Here is a 20,239-nt window from a genome sequence, read left to right as displayed (position 1 = left end):
GACGGCGCCGCTAGTCGAGCACGGCCTTGAGGAATTCGCGGGTGCGCTCTTCATTGGGATCGGTAAACAGATCCTCGGGGGCGCCTTCTTCGCGAATCCGCCCCTGGTCGAAGAAGCATACCCGGTCCGAGATTTCACGCGCAAAGCGCATCTCATGGGTCACCAGCAGCATGGTCAAATCATGTTCCTCGGCCAGCTTGCCAATGACATTGAGCACTTCGCCCACCAGTTCGGGGTCGAGCGCCGACGTCGGTTCGTCGAACAGCAGCACATTGGGGCGCATGGCCAGCGCCCGGGCGATGCCGACGCGCTGCTGCTGTCCGCCCGAAAGCTGGTGCGGATATTTGCTGGCCTGGTCGGCTAGGCCCACCAGTTCGAGCAGCTCCTCGGCCCGTTCTTTCGCCTCGGCCTTGCTCAGCCCCAGCACCTTGGTCGGCGCTTCGGTAATATTGCGCAGCACGGTCATGTGCGGAAACAGGTTGAACTGCTGAAACACCATGCCGAGCTGGACACGCATCTTGCGCAGATGGGCCTCGCTGGCCGGCTTGAGGCTGCCGTCAGCGGCCTTCTCGTGCCACAGCGGTTCGCCGCCGACCGTGACCATGCCGCCATTGATTTCCTCAAGCGTCATCAGGATGCGCAGCACGGTGGACTTGCCGGAGCCGGATGGGCCGATGATGGAGACTTTCTCGCCCTTCTTGACCTCGAAGTTGAGCTCGTCGAGCACGGTCAGGTCGCCGAAGCGCTTGACCACGGAATCGAATTTGATGATCGGATCGTCGGTCATTTCAAGGGAATCCCCTGTTTGGGCAGCCAGGTGTCGAGCAGGCGCACGCCCGTCGAGGCCACCAAGGTCATGATGAGATAGAGTGCGCCGACCATGGAAAGCGGCACCAGATAGTCAAAGGTGCGGTCGCCCACGATCTTGGCCACGTTGAGCATTTCGAGCACCGTCACCACCGAGAGCACCGGCACGTCCTTCATGATCGAGACGAGGTAATTGCCCATGGCGGGCACGATGCGCGGCACGGCCTGCGGCACGATGATGTGGGTGAAGGTCCGCGCGGAGGAGAGGTTGAGCGCCCGGGCAGCCTCGCGCTGGTCGCTGCCGACCGCCTCGAGCCCGGCCCGATAGACCTCAGAGGTGTAGGCGCTGTACTGGATGCCCAGCGCCAGCGCCCCGGTCATGAAGGCCGGCAGCACGATGCCGTACTCGGGCAGCACGTAGTACAGGAAGAACAGCTGCACCAGGAGCGGCGTGTCCCTGATGAACTCGGTCACCACTTTGGCTGGCCAGGCAATAAAGCGCGAGGGCGCCCCCTTGAGCACAGCCCAGACCAGGCCCAGTACCAGCGCGACCAGAAAGCCCAGCACGGTGGCCTGGATGGTCACCAGCATGCCGGTGAGCAGGATGGGCAGGATGGAAATGGCGAAGGCCAGGGGACTGGAAAGGTCCCATTCATATCCGAACAACATGGGTCAGCTCCTTGCCGTGCGCCAGCGGCCGACATAGGCCTCGAGGCTGCGCATGATGGCGGTGAGCACCAGCGCCATGCCGAAATAGGTGACCAGCAGCATCGAATAGATGGTGGTGCTGTCCTGGGTGTAGTTGCGGATCTGCTCGGCGCGGAACGCCAGGTCGCCCAGGCTGATCAGCGAGACAAGGGCGGTGTCCTTGAGGTTCTGCACGGCCAGATTGCCGAAGGACGGCATCATTTCGGGAATGGCCTGGGGAATGGTGATGTTCCACAGGGTCTGGCGTGGCGTGAAATTGAGGGCGCGGGCGGCCTCGTGCTGGTCCTGGTGGACCGACTGGATGGCGCCGCGCACGACCTCGGCCCCATAGGCGCCGATATTGAGCGACAGGGCGAGCACACCGGCCGCGACCGGGGGCAGCCGCAGGTCAATGCCGATCGCCATGCCGGCAATGGGCAGCGCAAAATAGAGCCAGAAGAGCTGAACCAGCAGGGACGTTCCGCGGAACACCTCGATATAGGCGACGGAAACGGCCTTGATGAGCCAGTTTGACGAGAGCTTGCCGATGCCTGCGGCAAAGGCCAGGGCAGCACCGAGCACCGTCGAATAGACAGTGAGCTGGATGGTGACCCAGGCCCCTTCCATCAGGGGCGGCAGGTATTCAGTCCAATGCATGACACATGTCCTGTGCGAAGGGTTGAAACACGTCTAGGGCGGGCGCCGGAGCACCCGCCCAGGATTGCGTCGAAAAGGCCGTGACTACTCGGCGCAGAGCTCGGCAGTGGTGTGGTTGCCCGAGCCGTCAACGTCGGCCTGGGTGAAGCCGTAGCCCATCAGGATCTCGGACCATTCGGGGGTCTGCTTGAACTCGGCCAGGGCGGTGTTGACCGCGTCACGAAGTTCCTCATTGCCGCTGGCGAAGGTGAAGCCACCCCAGCTGCGCACTTCCTCGCCGTCGATCACCGGGTCGGTGAACTCACCGGCCACTTCCACGCCGTCGTTCTGGTCGGCCAGGCCGCTGGCGGTCAGGCTGGTGGCCGCATAGGCGTCGGCCCGACCGGTCGAAACGGTCGAGATGGCGTCGGCATTGGCACTGAGGGTGACGAGATTGGCTTCATCGACGCCCAGCTTCTGCATCATCTCGAGCTGGTCGGCACCGGCCATGATGGCCACCTTGAGCTCGGGATTTTCGGCAAAGTCGGCATAGGCATGGATGTCCTTGGGGTTGCCGGCAGCCACCAGCAGGCCTTCACCATAGGAGGTGTTGGGCTCCGAGAAGAGCACCTGCTTGCAGCGGTCCGGCAGGATGGCCATTTCGGCCGCGACCATGTCGAAGCGGTCGGCCTGCAGGCCCGGGATCAGCGACGAGAAATTGGTGGTGACCCACTCAATTTCCTCAACGCCCAGCTTGTCCATGATCGCCTTGGCGACATCGGGACCGGCACCCATGGCGTCGCCATTGGGGTCGACATAGCCATAGGGAATCTCATTGGCGACGGCGATGCGCACCTTGCCCGATTCCTGGATCTCGGCGAGCGTGGCTGCGCTGACGGCGGTGGAAGCGAGTGCCGAAGCGGCGATGGCGGACAGCGCCATGACTGCGGTTTTTCCGAAAGTGGTCATGTGTGTACTCCTGTGGTTTCGTCGGGCAATGAAAGCCGGCTGGAGCCCATCATTCAGCCGGCCATAGATTCAGGCTGCAGCGTTCAGGCGCTGCTGGGGTGTGGGGGCGCGATCCTGGATCAGGCCGCGATGCAGCGCCTTGAGGGTGGCTTCGAAGTCGTCGGGTTCAACGATCACCTGCAGGTCGACCTTGCGGATCAGGTCGTGCACGCCCAGCGGGGCAATGCCGGCATCCGCCAGCACCTGCATGGCCTGCATCAGGATGCTGGCCTGGCCGATGTTGCGCCCGATTGCGGACACCAGCGACACCTTGCGTAGGCTGATCTCCGCACTGGGGAAGCCAGCCGAGAGGTCGGCCTCGACCCGCTTGATCGCCTTCATCGACCCCTTGAGGAAATGGGTGATGGTGTTGGCATTTGAGGTCTTGGCGATGATCCAGACCTTGTGGCGCTTGAGCGCCTCGAGGATCTCGGTGTCATAGCCCTTGACCCCCACCATGTCCTGATCGTGGAACTCGAAGGCAAACACGTTCTTGAGCCCGGTGACGATCTCCACCTGCGGTGCGCAGGCCACCAGGTCCGAGCGGATGACCGTCCCGGGATGTTCGGGCTCGAAGGCATTCTTGACGCGCAGCGGAATGCCGGCCTGCCGCAGGCTCTTGGCGGCCCGGGGGTGGATGGCCTCCATCCCCATGTTTGAGAGCTGGTCGGCGACGTCGTAATTGGTTTCCCCGATCACCCGCACCGCATCGGCCGGCACGATGTTGGGATCGGCCGTCGAGAGGTGGAATTCCTTGTGGATGATGGCCTCGCGCGCGCCGGTCACCACCGCAACGCGCGACAGCGTGACTTCGCTGTAGCCGCGGTCATAGGTGCCCATCAGCGCCTCGCTGCACTGGGCATAGCCGGTGATGATGGGCAGTTCGGTGGCCAGGTCGACTTCGGCCAGGCTGCGCTGGATGGCCTCATCGAGCGTGAACTGTCCGCCGTCCCGCCAGCCGGTCAGGTCGATCATGCGGGCCCGCACGCCCTTGAGGTTGAGCAGCAGGCTTGTGTTGAAGGCCGAATGCGCCTCGCCCAGCGACGCGAGCAGTTCGCGCACGGTCAGCAAGTGCTGCTCGAGCTGGAAGTGTCCGAACGAGCACAGCCGCGACAGGTCGATCAGGCAGGATCGAACACCTTCGACGCGCTCGCGCGCAAAGCGGTCGGCGCTCTGGCGCGCGCCGTCATCGGCAAAGATGCGCGCATTGTGCGCAAACATCTTGTCGGCTACGGCGCTGAGCGCATCGCCCCAGGCCCAGCCGCCCTCGGCATTGGCAAACAGGGCATAGACGCCCGGCTTGCCCGATTTCTTGTGCTCGAGCAGATCATCGGTCATGCCGCCATAGGCGGAGACGACGAAGATGCGGTTGTAGAGATCGGCCCCCTGGCGGTCGCCGATCAGCACGGTGTCGAGCAGTTCCTGCGTGCGCGCCATCGATGTGCCGCCGATCTTTTCGACGGTATGGATCGCAATCTGGTTGGTCATGTGGTCTCCGGCCGCCCCCTTGCGGGAGCGGCATCCGTAGCTAGGTAACGCACGAGAGAAGGCTCAGCAGATCTTGCCGGCCTCGATGGTCAGCGGTGCCTTGGGGTCGCGCGAGCTCAGGAAGGCCGGGCGCGGCGTCTTGGCCGCGAAGGGCGCGATGACGCGGTTGGACCAGGCATTGTAGACAAAAAAGGCATTGGAGCGCGGGAACGGGGTGATGTTGCCGTTCGAGCCATGCATGGTGTTGCAGTCGAACAGCACCACCGTGCCGGCCTTGCCGGAGGCGTAGTCGATGCCATGGTCCTGCGCCATCTTGGTCAGAGCGTCATGCGAGGGCACGCCGACTTCCTGCTTCTTGAGCGAGGTCTTGTGGTTGTCTTCGGGCGTTTCGCCGGCGCAGGCGATGAAGTTCTTGTGCGTGCCGGGCATCAGCATCAGCGGACCGTTGAGCGCGTCATTGTCGGTCAGCAGGATCGAGGCCGAAATGGCGCGCATGCGCGGCATGCCGTCCTCGGCGTGCCAGGTCTCGAAGTCGGAGTGCCAGTAGAACTCCTTGCCGGTGAAGCCCGGCTTGTAGTTGAGGCGGGACTGATGGAGATAGACATCGTCGTCGAGCAGGAAGCTGACCGCGCCGGCCACCCGGCGGTCGCGCGCCAGGCGATCGAACAGGGCGTTCTCCTCATCGAGCCGGAACACGGTGCGCACCTCGTCCGAGCCGGGCTCGGTGATGACGTTGTCGGCAGAAATCTGGGCTTCGCCCGAGCGCATGCGCGCCGATTCCGCCTGCAGGGCGGAGATTTCGGCCGGGGTGAACACATTGGACAGAACAAGATAGCCGTTCTTTTCGAAACTCTCGGTCTGGGCGCGGGTCAGCGGCGCTTCTGGCGTCCACTTGCCCCAGACCACGGGGTCCTTGCGCTCCTGCCACTTCTCGGCCGGCAGGCGGGTGGGGTAATCGTCGTGATTGGCGGTGTCGTAAGCTGACAGAGTCATGATGCTCGCCTTTCAGTTGCTGTGTTGGGGAGGAAAGTTCAGGCGTTTTCAGCGATGGGGGCGTAGGAGCCGTCCTCGCGGTGCACTTCCTGGCCGGTCACCGGCGGATTGAAGCAGCAGGCCATCACCATTTCGCTGGTGGCTGACAGGCGATGGCGGTCGTGCTGGTCGAGCGCATACATCACGCCGGGGCGGATCTGATGCACCTTGCCGGTGTCGAGCTCCTCGATCTGGCCCTCGCCCGAGATGCAATAGACACTCTCGAAGTGGTGCTTGTAGTGGAACTCGTGGCTGGTGCCGGCGTGGATGCGGGTGATGTGGAAGCTGAAACCCATCTCGTCGCCGGCCAGCAGCAGACGGGTGCTGTCCCAGCCGTTGGAATTGACGAGGCGGTCGCCCAGGCGGGCGGATTCAAGATCGCGTACAATCATGGGAAATATCCTTATTCGGCAGCCGCGCGGTGGGACCCCAGAACCGCCTCGAAGGCGGCTTCCATGACGTCCAGCCCGGCGGTCAGCTGGGAGAGGGAAATGGTGAGCGGGCAGAGCACCTTGACCACTTCGTCAAAGCTGCCTGACGTCTCGATGATCAGGCCCTTGGCAAAGCAGGCCTTGCAGATGGCCGCGGCGCTTTCGCCCGAACCGGCGTCGATGCCCATCATCATGCCGCGGCCCTTGGTGGTCAGGCCATGCTCCTCGGCGATGGCCGAAAGGCGCTCGCCGAGATAGCGGGCCTTTTCGGCGACCTCCTTGGCGAAGCGGTCGTCGGACCAGAATTTCTCGAGCGCCGCAGCGGCCGTGACAAAGGCGTGGTTGTTGCCGCGGAAGGTGCCGTTGTGCTCGGCGGGCTTCCAGATGTCGTGCTCGGGCTTGATGAGCGTGACGGCCAGCGGCAGGCCCATGCCCGAAAGCGACTTGGCCATGGTGATGATGTCGGGCGACAGGCCCATGCCATCAAAGCTGAAGAAGCCACCGGTGCGGCCACAGCCGGCCTGGATGTCGTCGATGATGAAGAGCGCACCATGCTTTTTGGCGATGGCCTGGATCTGGGCCAGCCATGCCGGGGAAGCGGCATTGAGCCCGCCTTCGCCCTGGACGGTTTCCACGATGATCGCGGCTGGCGCATCGATGCCGCTTGAGGGGTCCGAGAGCTGGCGATCGAGCAGGTCGGCCGTGTTGATCTCGGGCCCGAAATAGCCGTCATAGGCCGCGCGGGTGACGCCGGGGAGCGGCATGGCGGCGCCGTTGCGGTGCTTGCCATTGCCGGTGGCGGCCAGCGCGCCCAGCGTGACGCCATGGAAGCCGTTGGTGAAGGCGATAATATTGGTGCGGCCGGTGACCTTGCGCGCCAGTTTCATGGCCGCTTCCACGGCATTGGCGCCGGTGGGGCCGGTGAACTGCAGCTGGTGCTTCATGCCGCGCGGCCGCAGGACCAGCCGCTCGAAGGTCGACAGGAAATGCTCCTTGGCGTCGGTGAACATGTCCAGGCCATGGGCGATGCCATCGTTGGAGATGTATTCGATCAGCGCGGCCTTGAGGTCGCGGTCATTGTGGCCATAGTTCAGCGTCGAGCAGCCGGCCAGGAAGTCGGTATAGGCCTTGCCCTGCATGTCATAGATGGTTGCGCCCAGAGCCCTGTCGAACATCTTGGGGAAGCTGCGCGAGTAAGAGCGGACGCGGCTTTCGACGCGCTCGAAGGTATCAAGGGGCGTGATCGTGGCTTGAATGGTCACGGGATGTCTCCTGAAGAGATGCAGTCGGAAGAAGGGGGCGGGCTCAGCTGCCGTGCAGCCGGGCGAATTGTGCGGGATCAAAGGGGCCGATGCGCACGGCGAACTCGCTGTCATGGCGCCCGGCAAAATGATCGTCGCGCGCGAAATGCTCGGCCTGGCTCAGCTGTGCATCCAGGCGCCGCGCGATGGAGCGGAACAGCGCCCAGGATGGCTCGTTGTCGTCGGTAATGGTGCATTCGAGCATGGTGACGTTGCGGCATGTCGAGCGCGCAAGGACGTCGGCAATCAGCCGGCGTCCCAGGCCATGCCCTTGCGCCGCAGGGTCGACGCAGACCTGCCAGATGAACAGCGTGTCCGCCTGTTCGGGCGGGATATAGCCCGACACCCAGGCGACGACCCGGCCGTTCAACTCGGCCAGCGCGCAGGTGGCGCCGAAATGGGTGGCCTGCAGCAGGTTGCAGTAGAGCGAATTGTCATCGAGCGCCGGCTGCGCCTGGATCAGGGACCAGATGGCGGCGCCATCGGTGGCGCGCGGTGCGCGGATCCGGAACGCGGGGCTCTGGACAGCTTTCCGACGCAGGGCGTCAGCGTCGTACAGCACTGTGTTGCCATAAATCATGAGCAATTGTTTAGCTCGTAAAAACTAAATTCACAACCCTGTTCTGGCAGGTTTCTGGGCAGGATCCTTCCCGCGCAGGAATTTAGCATATATATTTCAATTGCTTACGGCGGCGCATTTCAGCCTGACAACCTCATCCTCTTGACCATCTGGCCAAAATTCCTGTCGAATCGTTTAGCATTGACGAATTAATTGCCGCATCCCCGTCACATTCCCAACTTGGGTTCACAACGGGCGGGCTATAGGATGGGCCATCTGTTGTGGGATGAAACCGTGCAAGACCGTACCAAGCTGGCGCTGACAGCCATGCGCAAGATCCTGCGCCGCACCGAGCTGAACGCCAAGCAGCTCATGGGCGAGACCGGGCTGACGCCATCGCAGCTGATCTTCATGCAGATGCTGGATGGGCGGGAGGAACAGACCGCCGGCTATGTGGCGAGCAGAATGGGCATCACCCAGGCGACCACGACGGCCCTGCTGCAGAAGCTGGAAAGCCTCGGGATGATCCAGCGGCGGCGCGGCGACAAGGACCGACGGCAGGTGCTGTTGTCGCTGACCGAGGCGGGCCGCAAGGTGCTCGACATAGCGCCAGAGGGCGTGCATGCGCAGTTTCACCAACAGTTCTCGGCACTGCAGGATTGGGAGCAGTCCATGCTGATCGCCGCGCTCGAGCGCGTTGCCGCGATGCTGGGCGAAGACGATCCCACCGTCGCCGCGGTGCTCGATTCGTCCGAGCACCTCTCGGGCCAGCTGGCACCACCAGAGCCGGATCGGCGCGAAGACGGCTAAATCCGGCTTCCCCTTATAGCCTGCCCGGTCAGCGGCACGCGCCACTTGTCCATCGACCAGCGCGACGCAGAGACGCCCCGCACGGGGCATCGTGCGGGGCGTCTCTGCTGTGCAGCCGGCCTAGCGGCCGATGATGACTTCCGGTCCCATCATGGCATAGGGCACCAGTGTCGACAGCACCGGGACATAGGTCACCACGACCAGGAAGATCAGCAGCACGACGACAAAGGGCAATGCCGCACGCACCACCTGGGCCAGGCTCATCCCGGTGATCCCGGAGGTCACGAAGAGGTTGAGCCCGATTGGCGGCGTCACCATGCCGATCTCCATATTGACCACCATGATGATGCCCAGGTGGATCGGGTCGATGCCCAGTTCCATGGCGATGGGGAAGACCACCGGCGCCACGATCAGCAGCAGGCCCGATGGCTCCATGAACTGGCCACCGATGAGCAGCAGCACGTTCACGGCAATCAGGAAGGTGAACCAGTTGAAGCCGGCGCCCAGCATCCATTCAGTGATCGTCTGCGGAATGCGCTCGGCTGTCAGCGTATGGGCGAACAGCAGGGCGTTGACGATGATGAACATCAGCATGACGGTGGTCTTGGCACTGTCCACCAGGGCCTTGTTGGTATCGCCGTGAAACAGCGCCGGCACCAAGCGCCGCGCGATCAGGGCGAGGTTATAGCCCCATACCGGCAGGCCCGCGACGAAGGTCAGGGGGCTAGGCTGCTGGCGGGCATAGGGGTAGCCCAGCAGCACCACCAGGGCCAGCACCAGGCTAATCTGGGCGCGCGTGGCTGTCTCGATGCTGCCCAGGAAGAAGAAGGACGAGATCATCCAGACCACGAAGATCGCCAGCGCATAGACCGTTGCCTTGAACCCGACGATGGCGCGCGCATCCGTGCCTTCCGGAATCCAGGGCTTGCCTTTGAGCGGGCCCATGTCGCGATAGACAAACAGGGCCACCAGCACCGAATAGACGGCCGCCACGGATGCGGCCTCGGTGGGGGTGAAGGCGCCGCCATAGATGCCGCCGATGATGATGAAGATCAGGAACAGCCCCCACCCGGCGTCCTTGCCGGCCGCCATGACCTCACCAAAGCCCTGCCAGGGCTCGGAGGGCAGATTGCGGCGGCGGGCGACGATGTAGATGGCAATCATCAGCATCAGGCCAGCCAGCAGGCCGGGCAGGATGCCGGCCAGGAACATGCGGCCCACCGACACATTGGTGGCGGTTGCATAGACAACCATGACGATGGACGGCGGAATGAGGATGCCCAGCGTGCCGGCATTGGCGATGATGCCGGCCGAGAATTCACGCGAATAGCCGACCTGGCGCATTGCCGCGATGGCGATGGTGCCAATGGCCACCACGGTGGCCGGGGACGAGCCGGACAGCGCGGCAAACATCATGCAGGCCAGCACCGAGGCCATGGCGAGGCCGCCGCGGAAGTGGCCAACGCTGGCCACGGCGAGGCGGATGATGCGTCGCGCCACGCCGCCCGTCGACATGAAGGTCGACGCCAGGATGAAGAACGGGATGGCCAGAAGCGTATAGTTCTGTGAGGCCGAGAACAGCTGCAGGGCAACCGAGGACATGCTGTCGGCAGAAAACAGCGCAATGGTCAGAACGCTCGACAGGCCCAGGGCGACGGCAATGGGCACGCCCAGGAACAGCAGCGTCAGGACCATGAGAAACAGGATGATGGGCTCCATGGCGTCAGTCCTTCACCGCGTCGCGGTTTTCCGCCACCAGCTCTTCGGCCTCATGGCTGGCTATGATGAATTGGCGGCGGCCCAGCACGATATCGATCGCGGCCTGCAGGCTCCGATAGGCAAACAGGGCGAGCCCCAGCGGCAGGACCAGATAGGCGATCCAGCGCTGCACGCGCTCCTGCAGCCCGAATGTCTCCTGCGCCCACTCGGGGTAGCGCAGGTCATCCAGGCCGATGCCGACCTTGTACATCTTGGCCCAGTAGTCGATGGCGCCGCCCTTGGCGTCGATGCCAAGCAGCTGCATCCAGTTGGCATTGAGCAGGATGACGGCGTAGAGCACGCAGAGCACGGCGGCCGTCGCCGCCAGGATGCGCGAGGGGCGGGCCGGCAGGGCCTGCAACACCACATCGACGCCGAGATGGGCGTTGATCTTGATGGCGTAGCTCATGCCGAACAGGATGAGCCAGGCAAACAGGATGCGGGTAAATTCCAGCGCTCCGCCCCAGCCTGTGCCGAAGCCATAGCGCATCACCACCTGGGTGAAGCTCACCAGGGTCAGGGCCGATATCAGCACGGCCAGAACACCCTCTTCGAGCCGGGTAACGGCCTTTGGCCACACCCGCTCGGTCAGGAACAGCGCTCCCAGGAGCACTGCTATCATAACAACCATCTCAGTCATGCTGCCTCCACGGAGCGCGCCATCGGACCGGTGCCGGCCCGAACCCTCGGGGGTCCGGGCCGAACGGGATCACTTGGTGTTGGCAGCCACGGCGGCAGCGATATTGTCGGCCCCGATATCGCCTTCGAACTCGGTCCAGACGGGCTTCATCACATCCACCCAGGCCAGACGCTGCTCAGGGGTCAGCTCGCGGATGACGCCACCGGCGTCGAGGATGTTCTGGCGGTTCTTGGCCTCCTGGGCCGCGACGCTGTCATTGGCCGCAACCGTGACTTCCTCGGCGATCTTGAGGAACTGGTCGCGAACCTCCGGCTCAAGGCTGTCGAGCCATTCGGTCGAGGTCACCAGCAGATAGGCAAGCAGCTGGTGGTTGGTCTCGGTGATGCCGTCCTGCACCTCGAAGAACTTCTGGGTGTAGGTATTGGACCAGGAGTTCTCCTGGCCATCGACCACCTTGGTCTGCAGGGCGCCGTAGACCTCCGAGAAAGCCAGCTTCTGCGCCGAGCCGCCGATGGCATCGATCATCGCCTCGGCAACGTCAGAGGTCTGGATGCGGAACTTGAGGCCGTTTGCATCGGTGGGCAGCAGGAGCGGCTTGTTTGCCGAGAACTGCTTGAGGCCGGACGACCAATAGCCCAGGCCGGTATAACCAACGTCCTGGATGGTCAGCAGCAGGTCCTTGGCGGTGTCGGTGGCAAAAAAGCGCGACACCGAATCCAGGTCGGCGAACAGGAACGGCAGGTCGAACAGGCGATATTTCAGCGTATAGGCTTCGAACTTGGCCAGCGAAGGCGCCGCCAGCTGCACATCGCCGAGCAGCAGCGCTTCCATCACCTTGTCATCGTCAAACAGGGTCGAATTGGGAAACACTTCCATGCAGGCGATGCCGTTCATCTCGTCGTTGACGCGCTGCGCAAACAGGTTTGCCGCATCGCCCTTGGGGTGACCGGTGGCGGCCACGACATGGGCGAACTTGATGACGATCTCGCCGTCATCGCACTGCGCCATGGCGGACTGGGTGCCCATGGCCATTGCGCCAACAAGCGCGGCTGCTGCCAGAATCTGCTTCATTTTCTCTCTCCCAAAATGGCTTGGCGATACATTGATTGCATCTGCTGGCCCTCACAGGCCCCAGGGAAGAGCTGCGGGCAATCGCTCATTGCCCCAACCGGCTGCAAAAAACTTCCGCAGCGAGGCAATATGGGTGGAAAAGGGTACATTGGCGCATTTGCATGGGTGGATTTGGGATCAAATCCACCCAATGGGCTCAGTCCTCCTCGTCCAGGAACTGCTTTCGATCGAGCCCGAGCTTCTGCATTTTCTCGTAGAGCGACTTCCGCGAGAGGCCGAGCGCCTCATAGACAGCCTTGACGCGCCCGCCCTGCGACTGCAGTTCGGCGGCAATGATGCGCCGTTCATAATCCTGCATGCGCTCGCGCAGGGTGGCGCCGCTGGCCTTGGCGTCGACCTCCTCGTTCCCATCTATGCCCAGGACATAGCGTTCGGCGGCATTGCGCAGTTCCCGCACATTGCCCGGCCAGGGCCGCATCTGCAGGCTGGCCAGATATTGTGCCGAAAGCCTGGGCGCCGGCATGCGCAACTGCGTGGCGACGATCTGCACCAGATGGGCGAAGAGTTCGGGTATATCCTCGGTCCGTTCTGCCAGGGGGGGCAGGCGGATCGTTGCCGTGTTGAGCCGATAGAGCAGATCCTTGCGAAAGGTGTTCTCGTCAGCGGCCCGTTCGAGATCAACGCTGGATGTGGCGATGAACCGTGCATTGAGCTCGATGGGCTCGTGCGAGCCCAGCCGCGTCACCGCGCGCTCCTGCACGGCGCGCAGCAGCTTGGCCTGCAGGTCGAGCGGCATGTTTTCCACGTCGTCGAGAAAAATGGTGCCGTTGCGCGCATGCTCGAACTTGCCGGCCCGGGCCCGCAGGGCGCCGGGAAAGGCACCGACCTCATAGCCGAACAATTCGGCCTCCATCATCTGCGCCGGGATGGCGGCGCAGTTGATGGCGACGAAACGCCGGTCCGTATCCGATGACAGGTCATGGATAGCGCGGGCGGCCAGTTCCTTGCCGGTGCCGGTGGCGCCCACGATGAGCACATCGGCCGGTGTGGGTGCCACGGCCCGGATCTGCTTGCGAATGCTGAGCATGGCGCGGGACCGGCCGACAATGCGCGTCTCCAGATCGTCCGAGCGGTTGGCCACGCTCGAACGTAGCTGGCGGTTCTCGAGCGTCAGCTGGCGCTTTTCCATCGCCCGGGTGATGGAATCGAGCAGGCGCTCCACCTGGAATGGCTTTTCGATGAAGTCATAGGCGCCGTCGCGCATGGCATCGACCGCCAGGTTGACGTCGCCATGCCCGGTCAGCAGCAGGACGGGCAGGTCCGGGTCGATGGCGATGGCGGCGCGCAACAGGGCCATGCCGTCCATGCCCGGCATGCGGATGTCGGTGACGAGGATTCCGTGCCAGGAGCGCGAGACAAAGCTCAGCGCGTCTTCAGCGCTGTCCGTGGTGCGCACGGGATAGCCCACAAGATCAAGGGTCTGGCTGGTGGCCCGGCGCAGATCTTCCTCGTCGTCGACCAAAAGCACTTCGATATCGCTACTCACCAGCCGCCACCTGATCCTGTTCTGCCGCGTCGAGGCGCAGCACAAAGCATGCCCCGCCCTCGGGCGCATTGTGCGCCGACAGCGTGCCGCCGAAATCCTTGACGATATTGAACGAAATCGAAAGCCCCAGCCCAAGGCCCTGCCCCACGCCCTTGGTCGTGAAGAAGGGATCAAATATCTGCGGCAGCACCTCGGGTGCAATGCCTGGCCCGCTGTCGCGGACGGCCACGTCGACATGCTCGGCATGGGACGTCACCGTGATGAAGATGCCGGGCTGCTGCTGCCCCGCCATGGCGTCGAGGGCATTGAGCACGAGGTTGACGATCACCTGCTGCAGGCGCACGGGGCCGCCGCGCACCATCAGGCCAGGCGGCCCGAGGTCCTTGATGAGCACCACCTGCTCTTCCCGCAGCCGCGCCGCCACGACCGCCAGCGCGTCCTCGATCACCTTGGCAATGCTGGTGGCGCCAAAGGTCGGATTGGGCTTGCGGGCAAAGTTACGCAAATGCCGGGACACTTCGGCCATGCGATCGGTCAGCTCCGAAATGCGCTTGAGATTGTCGGCCACCTCGTCTGTCCGGTCGCGCTCGAGATAGACCAGGGCATTCTGCGCATAGGTTTTGACGGCCGAGAGCGGCTGGTTGATTTCATGGGACAGTGCCGTCGACATCTGCCCCAGGGCGGCCATCTTGCCGGTCTGCACCAGTTCGCTCTGCGTCCTGCGCAACAGGTCGACCGCGGCCTTGCGCTCGACGACCTCATGGGCGAGCGACGAATTGGTCTGCAGCAGTTCCCGCGTGCGGTCGCGCACGATGCGCTCGAGCCGCAAGGCGAGGGCCCGCTGGGCCCGGCTGCGCCGGAGGGCGGCAAAGAAGCGGTTGATCGCGGTTTGCACCAGCAGGGTCAGGCCCAGCACCAGCGCGGCCGCCAGCGCGCCCCAGAACAGGCCGGCCCAGCGGATCGGCGCAGCCTGCAGCAAGACGGTCAGCGTCCATTTCAGCGGCGGCAGGGCGCGCGACCGCGCCAGATAATCGGTGGGCACATCCAGCATGGCATTGGCCGCGCCGCCGCGGACGGGTCCGGAAAAATCCGGGCGTGGTCCCATGCGCCATGCCGGGCGATTGGACATGATGACCCGTCCCGTGGCGTCGGTTGCCAATATGGGGTTGTTGATCAGCGACCAGTTGTTCTCGATCGATTCAAGGTCAACATAGACCAGCACAGCGCCGGCAATGGCGTTGTCCCCCCACACCGCCGAGGCAAAGACATAGGCCCTGCGGCCATCGCTGAGCAGTCTTTCGTCCCGTCCCAGGCGTCCCTGCAGCACAGCGCGCAGCAAGGGGCCGTCCGGGAGGATGGGATCGTTGAATGTGTCGGCGGCGCGGGCCACCAGCGTGCCATCGGGCTGCAGGAACACAACGTCGAGCGCGCCCGACATGCCGGCCGAGGTCAGCGCGATCCGGCGCAGCGACGCCGCGCTCGCGGGCGCAGCGCCCAGCAGCGCCTCGATATCGGGCCGGTGCCCCAGCAGAACCGGCAGGATGCGGTATTTGTCGAGGGCCCCATTGAGCGCCTCGGCTTGCACGTTCAGACTCTCCTGCGCGGCGGCGCTGAGCCGCCCGGCCTCCAGGTTTGATGCAAATGTGCCAACCAGATAGGCGCCGGCTGCGCATAGCAGAGCGCCAACCAACAGGTTGAGCGCCGTCAGCCGCACATAGTTCGCCCGCACGGCGACGCCATTCAGCATGGTGCATCGGCCCGGACAGAGCCGGCCGGCCGTGTGCAGTTCATCGGCTCGTCCTCCCCTACTCGCCGCCCACCGCCAGTCCTAGACCATTTCGGCCGCACCGCAAAACCGGACGCGAGGAGCGCCTAGCCCGGCGGCAGGTTCAAGGGGGGCAGCGCGTACAAGCGCATGGCCAGAAGCAGCGCAATGGCAAAGCCGCCTCCGGAAATGGCGGCGACGCCCGGCCAGCCCCAGTGGCTCCAGCCATAGCCACCCAGGGTGCCAATGGCGCTCGAGCCGGCATAATAGGCCAGCAGATAGACGGCACTGCCCTGGGCCCGGGCGTGCTGGGCCCGGCGCGCCACCCAGGCGCTGGCGATCGCATGGGCGCCGAAAAAGGAATAGGTCAGGATGGCCATGCCCAGGATGACGAGCCAGAGCGGACCGGCCAGCGTGACGGCGACCCCGGCGATCATCACCATGATCAGCGCCCACAGAACCTTGCGTCGCCCCACCCGCCCGGCCAGGGCGCCCATCCAGGCCGACCCCAGACTGCCCACGAGATAGACGACAAACACCAGCGCCACCTGGCTCTGGGCAAGGCCATAGGGTGGAGCCAAAAGGCGAAAGCCGACATAGTTGTAGATGGCGACAAAGCCACCCATCATCAGGAAAGAACAGGCAAACAGCAGCGGCAACGCCTGGTCGGCAAACAGCGTGCGGAAATTGCCCGCCAGTTCCCGCACCAACAATATGCGTCCGCGCGGCGTCCTGGGGGCCGGCAGCAGCACGACGAACAGCACGGCATTGACCAGGATCAGCAGCCCGAGCGTCGCCAGGGCTGCGCGCCAGCCCATCAGGTCGGTCAGAAAGCCGATCATCAATCGGCCTGCCATGCCGCCCAGCGCCGAGCCGCCGACGAACAGGCCCATGCCCAGCCCGAGGGCATCGTTGGACATTTCCTCGGCGAGATAAACCATGGCAATGGCGGGGACACCGCACACGACAATGCCGAGCATTGCGCGCAAGCCCACCAGAACACCCCAGCTCGGGCTCGCCGGCACGGCCAGCACCAGCAGCGCCGTCAGCATCATGGTGGTCAGCATCAACGCCTTGCGATCAAAGCGATTGCCCAGCCAGCCCATCAGCACCAGGCTGATGGCGAGCGTGGCCGTGGTGGCAGACAGGGCCACCGAACTGCCGGCGGCGTCCAGGCCAAACTCCCGGGCAAAGATCGGCAAGAGCGGCTGAACCGAATAGACGGCGGCAAAAACCGAGAAGGCGGCCAGAAACAGCGCCGCAGAGGCCCGCCAATAGGCGCGCGAGCCCCGCGCCATCTTGCCGGTTTCCGCGACCATCCCAGCCCCCTACATTCCTGCTACGCTCTTGCTCGCGACACCCTGCCGTCGCGTGCCACCGGCGGGCACGCCACCGGGCGGCACCACAAGCCGCAAGCCTGCGCCACAAATCGTCCGAGGAAAAGGCCGGATCCCAGATCATTGGAGAAATGGCGCACCCGACACGATTCGAACGTGTGGCCTCTGCCTTCGGAGAATGGATAGTGGCTTTCGCCGAACCTATCCGTTTCTATCCGATTGCGCGCTATGCCACTGAAATCTAAAAACAAATTTGAGGGTGGTCAGCGTCGGCGGTACGAAAGAGCGGCTCAAACCCCTCCCCCAGGTGCTTACGCATTGCTTACGCGGGGATTCTACCAAGGAACCGCCCCAAATGACCAAGCTGACCAAGCGAACCGTCGATGCCACCGGTATCAGAGCCTCGGACTATGTTCTATGGGACGACGATCTTCCAGGCTTTGGACTGCGCGTCTTCAAATCGGGAAAGCGAAGCTATGTCGTGCAGTATCGTGCTGCCGGCCGCTCGCGTCGGGTTACGATTGGCCTGCACGGTGTCTGGACTCCAGAAGAGGCGAGGCGCGAGGCAAAAGTTTCGCTCGGTGCAGTCGCGCAGGGGGGAAACCCGGCAGAGGAGCGCAAGCTTGATCGCGAGGCGATTACGGTCAAGGAACTCTGCAACCGATACCTTGAAGACCTGAGGATTGGTCTTGTGCTGGGCAAGCGAGGCCGTCCGAAAAAGGCTACGACGATCTCGACCGATGTGGGCCGAATTGAGCGGCACATCATTCCTCTCCTCGGAAGTCGGCGCGTTCGGGATTTGGCCAAGCCCGATATAACGCAAGCCATGAAGGACATCATGGCGGGGAAGACACTCGCGAACGTCAAGACCGACAAGCTACGCGGACGCGCAATCGTCCGTGGAGGGGCCAGCACGGCGGCCCGGACAATCGGTCTCTTCGGCGGCATTCTCACCTATGCGGTAGAACTCGGCATTATCGAGCAAAATCCCGTGCATGGCGTTCGCAAGCCGAAGGACCAGGTCAACGCTCGCCGGTTCAGCGAGCAAGAGTATGGCACACTCGGCGGTATTCTGCGGAAGGCCATCGAGGAACGGCAGTACGAGACCACCGCAGAAATCATCCGGCTGATCGCGCTAACCGGGTGCCGGCGCAGCGAGATCATTGGTCTGCAGTGTGGGGAAGTCGATATCCAAGGCAGTTGTCTGCGTCTGACTGACAGCAAGGAGGGGCGTCGGTGCGTCCGATTGGTCTGCCCGCGATAGAGTATCTCGAGAGCCGCTGCGACGAGGAACATGATGCCGACGACTATGTCTTCCCAGGGTGGGAGGATGACACACCATTCGGCACCTTCCCAAGACAGTGGACAACGCTATTCAAGGACACCGTTCTGGCCGGCATCACGCCGCATGTTCTGCGGCACAGCTTCGCTAGTATCGGAAATGACCTTGGGTTCACTGAGGCGACGATCGCTGCCTTGGTTGGACACTCCCGAGGGACTATCACCAGCCGCTACATCCACACCGTGGATACCGCACTTATCATGGCGGCCGACCGCATCGCCGGCTATATTCAAGGCCTGTTGGACGGAGTTGCATTCACCCACACTTCCTATGCTCTCGATCGGGATTCCCGGAAGTCAGCGCTTGCTAATTTCTTGGGAAAACCAACCCCACAACGAAAGAGTGCTGAACGGTCCGCAGCGTGATCGGGCATTGCGTACGCCGTTCCGTCCGTCCACGGCCTCTCGGAGATGCCAGAGGCTGCCATGACCCAAATGGGGTGAAAAGGTTGCTTCCCCGAGGTTCTTTTCGCAGGCATTCTGAAATTCAATTCAGATCGGATACTTGGCGCAGTGATACATGACCCCTGAACAGGAAAGCCTCTGTCGGCAGGCGCTCGATGGAATGAAGACCATCAGCCTCACGAGTCCGTTTCCCTACGGGTCAGATGATCTCTCCAGCGTCCTTCATCAACACGGACTGCTCACGGCTTCGATCAATCCGCTCCAGAAGACAGCTACTGGTTTCACAGGCGGGGACCTCGCTGCAATCACCACGCTCGCAAAGACCTTCCGCCCGAGCCTGAGCCAGAATAGCCGTCGCGCGAGCAACGCTACACTCGCGAAGCTCATTGCCGGCGAGATGATGAAGGCGTGGGTCGGCCGTGAATCGTCCTCCCTCGCTCAGCCAGATTTCGATTGGCTCGAAGCTGTGATTGATAACTGGTTCAGCACGCTCACGCAGGTGCGTGAGCACCTCGTGCCTTGCACGCTGTATCCGTACGCCATCCCGACCTTCACCGTTGGTCCGGTGACGTTTCGTCACTTCTCGGAACTGCCGACCGAGAGCTTTGGAATTTCGCGCGCGGAGTTCTGGCCGAAGGAGCCGCCCGTTTGGAAGCAGTGGTTCCGAGATGTCTGGGCTGCTATCCGGAGAAAGCCGGCCCGACGAGCGCGTTTGAGCGGGTTCCAGTTCTCGATGCTTGCCAAGTTCGCGAATGAACGCACCGCACCATGGGGGCATTTGTCAAAGTGACCGGAAGACCACCTGAGGAGTCAATCCGAGCCGCCGACCTTTCGACCGACATCGCCCTCGCAGCGATCCAGTTGCTTTCGCCGGGCGATGAGATGCGTACCATAGCCCGCGCTTCTGCTCGCGCCACTCCAGTATGGAGAGTCGATATCTCGCGGACTGAAGGCGGTGGCTTCAGCGAGGGGACGCGAATTCAAGCCCCTGCGCTCGCGCGCTCGCTCGAACTGATCGAGCATCACATTAGGGAGGCAGAGCCGAGCTTGCGCTCGATGGGACAGCGTCTCGCGGCGTTCCTTGACGCTTCAAGTCCCGTTCCCGATCTTGACGAAGCTTGGTGTAACGCGGCTTATTGGTATCACAAAGCATTGGCCGAGACGCTCGACACCGTGGCCGTCGCGAAGCTGGAGACGGCGATTGAGGCGCTCTTCCGCGCCGAGAACATGAGCGGCAGCAAGCGGCGCCTTCATGAGAGCTTCGACGTATTTTTTGGTCTAAGCCGCACCGACACGATCACGCCTAACAGTTCTGTGACCGTTGAGCAGTTCGCCGAGGCAATTACGACAGCGCGTTCGCGGGTGCTTCACGGCACTTGGCCGACCCTCCAGTTCGATCTTCCCGCGAATAAGAGCAGTCAGGCGGTCAGCTATAGTGACGTCGAACTCCTCACCCGCGTCTTGCTGTTGTGCTTCTCGATTCAGCTAGACGCCTACATCGCGACGGGCAATCCCATCGACACGACCGATGCCTTCTTCGCGTGGATCAAGGCTGAACGTTCCGCGAAGCCCGCAAGTGTGGCCGCGGCGCCAACTGCATCATGAAACGGCTGCCTT

At 63.3% G+C, this 20,239-nt stretch carries 18 protein-coding genes and 1 pseudogene; 4 read left to right on the top strand and 15 right to left on the bottom strand.

Annotated features, from left to right (window positions below):
* Positions 1 to 10 precede the first annotated feature (10 nt).
* The 9 genes from ehuA to ectA all read right to left on the bottom strand — a co-directional run bounded on the left by ehuA (position 11) and on the right by ectA (position 7,970).
* Positions 11 to 787 (bottom strand): ectoine/hydroxyectoine ABC transporter ATP-binding protein EhuA, encoded by a 777-nt coding sequence (gene ehuA, locus K1177_RS17135; RefSeq protein ID WP_224705198.1) that lies wholly within the window; start codon positions 785 to 787, stop codon positions 11 to 13.
* Complete coding sequence (gene ehuD / locus K1177_RS17130) at positions 784 to 1,476, bottom strand: ectoine/hydroxyectoine ABC transporter permease subunit EhuD (RefSeq protein WP_224705196.1); 693 nt, start codon at positions 1,474 to 1,476, stop codon at positions 784 to 786. The genes ehuA and ehuD overlap by 4 nt, the downstream gene beginning before the upstream one ends.
* A 3-nt stretch (positions 1,477 to 1,479) precedes the next feature.
* Positions 1,480 to 2,151, bottom strand: a complete 672-nt coding sequence (ehuC, locus tag K1177_RS17125) for an ectoine/hydroxyectoine ABC transporter permease subunit EhuC (RefSeq protein ID WP_224705194.1) — start codon at positions 2,149 to 2,151, stop codon at positions 1,480 to 1,482.
* Between the two features lie 84 nt (positions 2,152 to 2,235).
* On the bottom strand, positions 2,236 to 3,099 hold the full coding sequence (gene ehuB / locus K1177_RS17120; protein WP_224705192.1) for an ectoine/hydroxyectoine ABC transporter substrate-binding protein EhuB: 864 nt from the start codon (positions 3,097 to 3,099) through the stop codon (positions 2,236 to 2,238).
* A gap of 69 nt (positions 3,100 to 3,168) precedes the next feature.
* Positions 3,169 to 4,626: an aspartate kinase gene (locus K1177_RS17115; protein WP_224705190.1), complete on the bottom strand. Its 1,458-nt coding sequence runs from the start codon at positions 4,624 to 4,626 to the stop codon at positions 3,169 to 3,171.
* A gap of 63 nt (positions 4,627 to 4,689) precedes the next feature.
* On the bottom strand, positions 4,690 to 5,619 hold the full coding sequence (gene thpD, locus K1177_RS17110; protein WP_224705188.1) for an ectoine hydroxylase: 930 nt from the start codon (positions 5,617 to 5,619) through the stop codon (positions 4,690 to 4,692).
* Positions 5,620 to 5,657: 38 nt separating this feature from the next.
* Positions 5,658 to 6,050 carry an ectoine synthase gene (locus tag K1177_RS17105; protein ID WP_224705177.1) on the bottom strand — a complete coding sequence of 131 codons (393 nt, stop codon included), beginning with the start codon at positions 6,048 to 6,050 and terminating at the stop codon, positions 5,658 to 5,660.
* Positions 6,051 to 6,061: 11 nt separating this feature from the next.
* The gene (gene ectB, locus K1177_RS17100; protein ID WP_224705175.1) at positions 6,062 to 7,351 is read right to left on the bottom strand and encodes a diaminobutyrate--2-oxoglutarate transaminase; all 1,290 of its coding nucleotides are present in this window, start codon (positions 7,349 to 7,351) and stop codon (positions 6,062 to 6,064) included.
* A gap of 43 nt (positions 7,352 to 7,394) precedes the next feature.
* Complete coding sequence (gene ectA / locus K1177_RS17095; protein ID WP_224705848.1) at positions 7,395 to 7,970, bottom strand: diaminobutyrate acetyltransferase; 576 nt, start codon at positions 7,968 to 7,970, stop codon at positions 7,395 to 7,397.
* A 273-nt stretch (positions 7,971 to 8,243) separates the two neighbouring features.
* Here ectA and K1177_RS17090 point away from each other — a divergent pair, with 273 nt between their 5' ends.
* Positions 8,244 to 8,759 (top strand): MarR family winged helix-turn-helix transcriptional regulator, encoded by a 516-nt coding sequence (locus K1177_RS17090; RefSeq protein WP_224705173.1) that lies wholly within the window; start codon positions 8,244 to 8,246, stop codon positions 8,757 to 8,759.
* A 120-nt stretch (positions 8,760 to 8,879) separates the two neighbouring features.
* Here K1177_RS17090 and K1177_RS17085 read toward each other — a convergent pair whose 3' ends face one another.
* From K1177_RS17085 to K1177_RS17060, 6 genes are all read right to left on the bottom strand, one after another.
* Positions 8,880 to 10,478, bottom strand: a complete 1,599-nt coding sequence (locus K1177_RS17085) for a TRAP transporter large permease (protein ID WP_224705171.1) — start codon at positions 10,476 to 10,478, stop codon at positions 8,880 to 8,882.
* Positions 10,479 to 10,482: 4 nt separating this feature from the next.
* Entirely contained in the window at positions 10,483 to 11,139 is a 657-nt protein-coding gene (locus tag K1177_RS17080) for a TRAP transporter small permease (protein WP_224705169.1), read from the bottom strand.
* 87 nt (positions 11,140 to 11,226) lie between these two features.
* The gene (locus tag K1177_RS17075; protein ID WP_224705168.1) at positions 11,227 to 12,228 is read right to left on the bottom strand and encodes a DctP family TRAP transporter solute-binding subunit; all 1,002 of its coding nucleotides are present in this window, start codon (positions 12,226 to 12,228) and stop codon (positions 11,227 to 11,229) included.
* Between the two features lie 196 nt (positions 12,229 to 12,424).
* The gene (locus tag K1177_RS17070) at positions 12,425 to 13,774 is read right to left on the bottom strand and encodes a sigma-54-dependent transcriptional regulator (protein ID WP_224705166.1); all 1,350 of its coding nucleotides are present in this window, start codon (positions 13,772 to 13,774) and stop codon (positions 12,425 to 12,427) included.
* Complete coding sequence (locus K1177_RS17065) at positions 13,767 to 15,521, bottom strand: sensor histidine kinase (protein ID WP_224705164.1); 1,755 nt, start codon at positions 15,519 to 15,521, stop codon at positions 13,767 to 13,769. Before K1177_RS17065 ends, K1177_RS17070 begins: the two co-directional genes overlap by 8 nt.
* A gap of 125 nt (positions 15,522 to 15,646) precedes the next feature.
* Entirely contained in the window at positions 15,647 to 16,858 is a 1,212-nt protein-coding gene (locus tag K1177_RS17060; protein WP_224705162.1) for an MFS transporter, read from the bottom strand.
* Between the two features lie 373 nt (positions 16,859 to 17,231).
* Between K1177_RS17060 and K1177_RS17055 the strand changes: the two are divergent.
* From K1177_RS17055 to K1177_RS17045, 3 genes and pseudogenes are all read left to right on the top strand, one after another.
* A pseudogene (locus K1177_RS17055) lies at positions 17,232 to 18,583 on the top strand (tyrosine-type recombinase/integrase).
* 154 nt (positions 18,584 to 18,737) lie between these two features.
* Positions 18,738 to 19,412 (top strand): hypothetical protein, encoded by a 675-nt coding sequence (locus K1177_RS17050; RefSeq protein ID WP_224705160.1) that lies wholly within the window; start codon positions 18,738 to 18,740, stop codon positions 19,410 to 19,412.
* Positions 19,391 to 20,227, top strand: coding sequence for a hypothetical protein (locus K1177_RS17045; protein WP_224705158.1), 837 nt, complete (start codon positions 19,391 to 19,393; stop codon positions 20,225 to 20,227). The genes K1177_RS17050 and K1177_RS17045 overlap by 22 nt, the downstream gene beginning before the upstream one ends.
* Positions 20,228 to 20,239: the final 12 nt, after the last annotated feature.

Origin of the sequence: Devosia aquimaris (assembly GCF_020169335.1) — a bacterium.
In the GTDB taxonomy this organism is placed as follows: Bacteria; Pseudomonadota; Alphaproteobacteria; order Rhizobiales; family Devosiaceae; genus Devosia; species Devosia aquimaris.
Note: the sequence above shows the minus strand (reverse complement) of the source record. Positions and strands in the feature narration are given on the sequence as shown.

Coding starts and splice junctions, on each gene's coding strand:
- K1177_RS17085 (WP_224705171.1), bottom strand. CDS start 10,478: ATGGAGCCCATCATCCTGTTTCTCATGGTCCTGACGCTGCTGTTCCTG.
- ehuA (WP_224705198.1), bottom strand. CDS start 787: ATGACCGACGATCCGATCATCAAATTCGATTCCGTGGTCAAGCGCTTC.
- ehuB (WP_224705192.1), bottom strand. CDS start 3,099: ATGACCACTTTCGGAAAAACCGCAGTCATGGCGCTGTCCGCCATCGCC.
- thpD (WP_224705188.1), bottom strand. CDS start 5,619: ATGACTCTGTCAGCTTACGACACCGCCAATCACGACGATTACCCCACC.
- K1177_RS17080 (WP_224705169.1), bottom strand. CDS start 11,139: ATGATAGCAGTGCTCCTGGGAGCGCTGTTCCTGACCGAGCGGGTGTGG.
- K1177_RS17075 (WP_224705168.1), bottom strand. CDS start 12,228: ATGAAGCAGATTCTGGCAGCAGCCGCGCTTGTTGGCGCAATGGCCATG.
- K1177_RS17050 (WP_224705160.1), top strand. CDS start 18,738: ATGACCCCTGAACAGGAAAGCCTCTGTCGGCAGGCGCTCGATGGAATG.
- K1177_RS17060 (WP_224705162.1), bottom strand. CDS start 16,858: ATGGTCGCGGAAACCGGCAAGATGGCGCGGGGCTCGCGCGCCTATTGG.
- K1177_RS17105 (WP_224705177.1), bottom strand. CDS start 6,050: ATGATTGTACGCGATCTTGAATCCGCCCGCCTGGGCGACCGCCTCGTC.
- K1177_RS17115 (WP_224705190.1), bottom strand. CDS start 4,626: ATGACCAACCAGATTGCGATCCATACCGTCGAAAAGATCGGCGGCACA.
- K1177_RS17065 (WP_224705164.1), bottom strand. CDS start 15,521: ATGCTGAATGGCGTCGCCGTGCGGGCGAACTATGTGCGGCTGACGGCG.
- K1177_RS17045 (WP_224705158.1), top strand. CDS start 19,391: ATGGGGGCATTTGTCAAAGTGACCGGAAGACCACCTGAGGAGTCAATC.
- ehuD (WP_224705196.1), bottom strand. CDS start 1,476: ATGTTGTTCGGATATGAATGGGACCTTTCCAGTCCCCTGGCCTTCGCC.
- ectA (WP_224705848.1), bottom strand. CDS start 7,970: ATGATTTATGGCAACACAGTGCTGTACGACGCTGACGCCCTGCGTCGG.
- ehuC (WP_224705194.1), bottom strand. CDS start 2,151: ATGCATTGGACTGAATACCTGCCGCCCCTGATGGAAGGGGCCTGGGTC.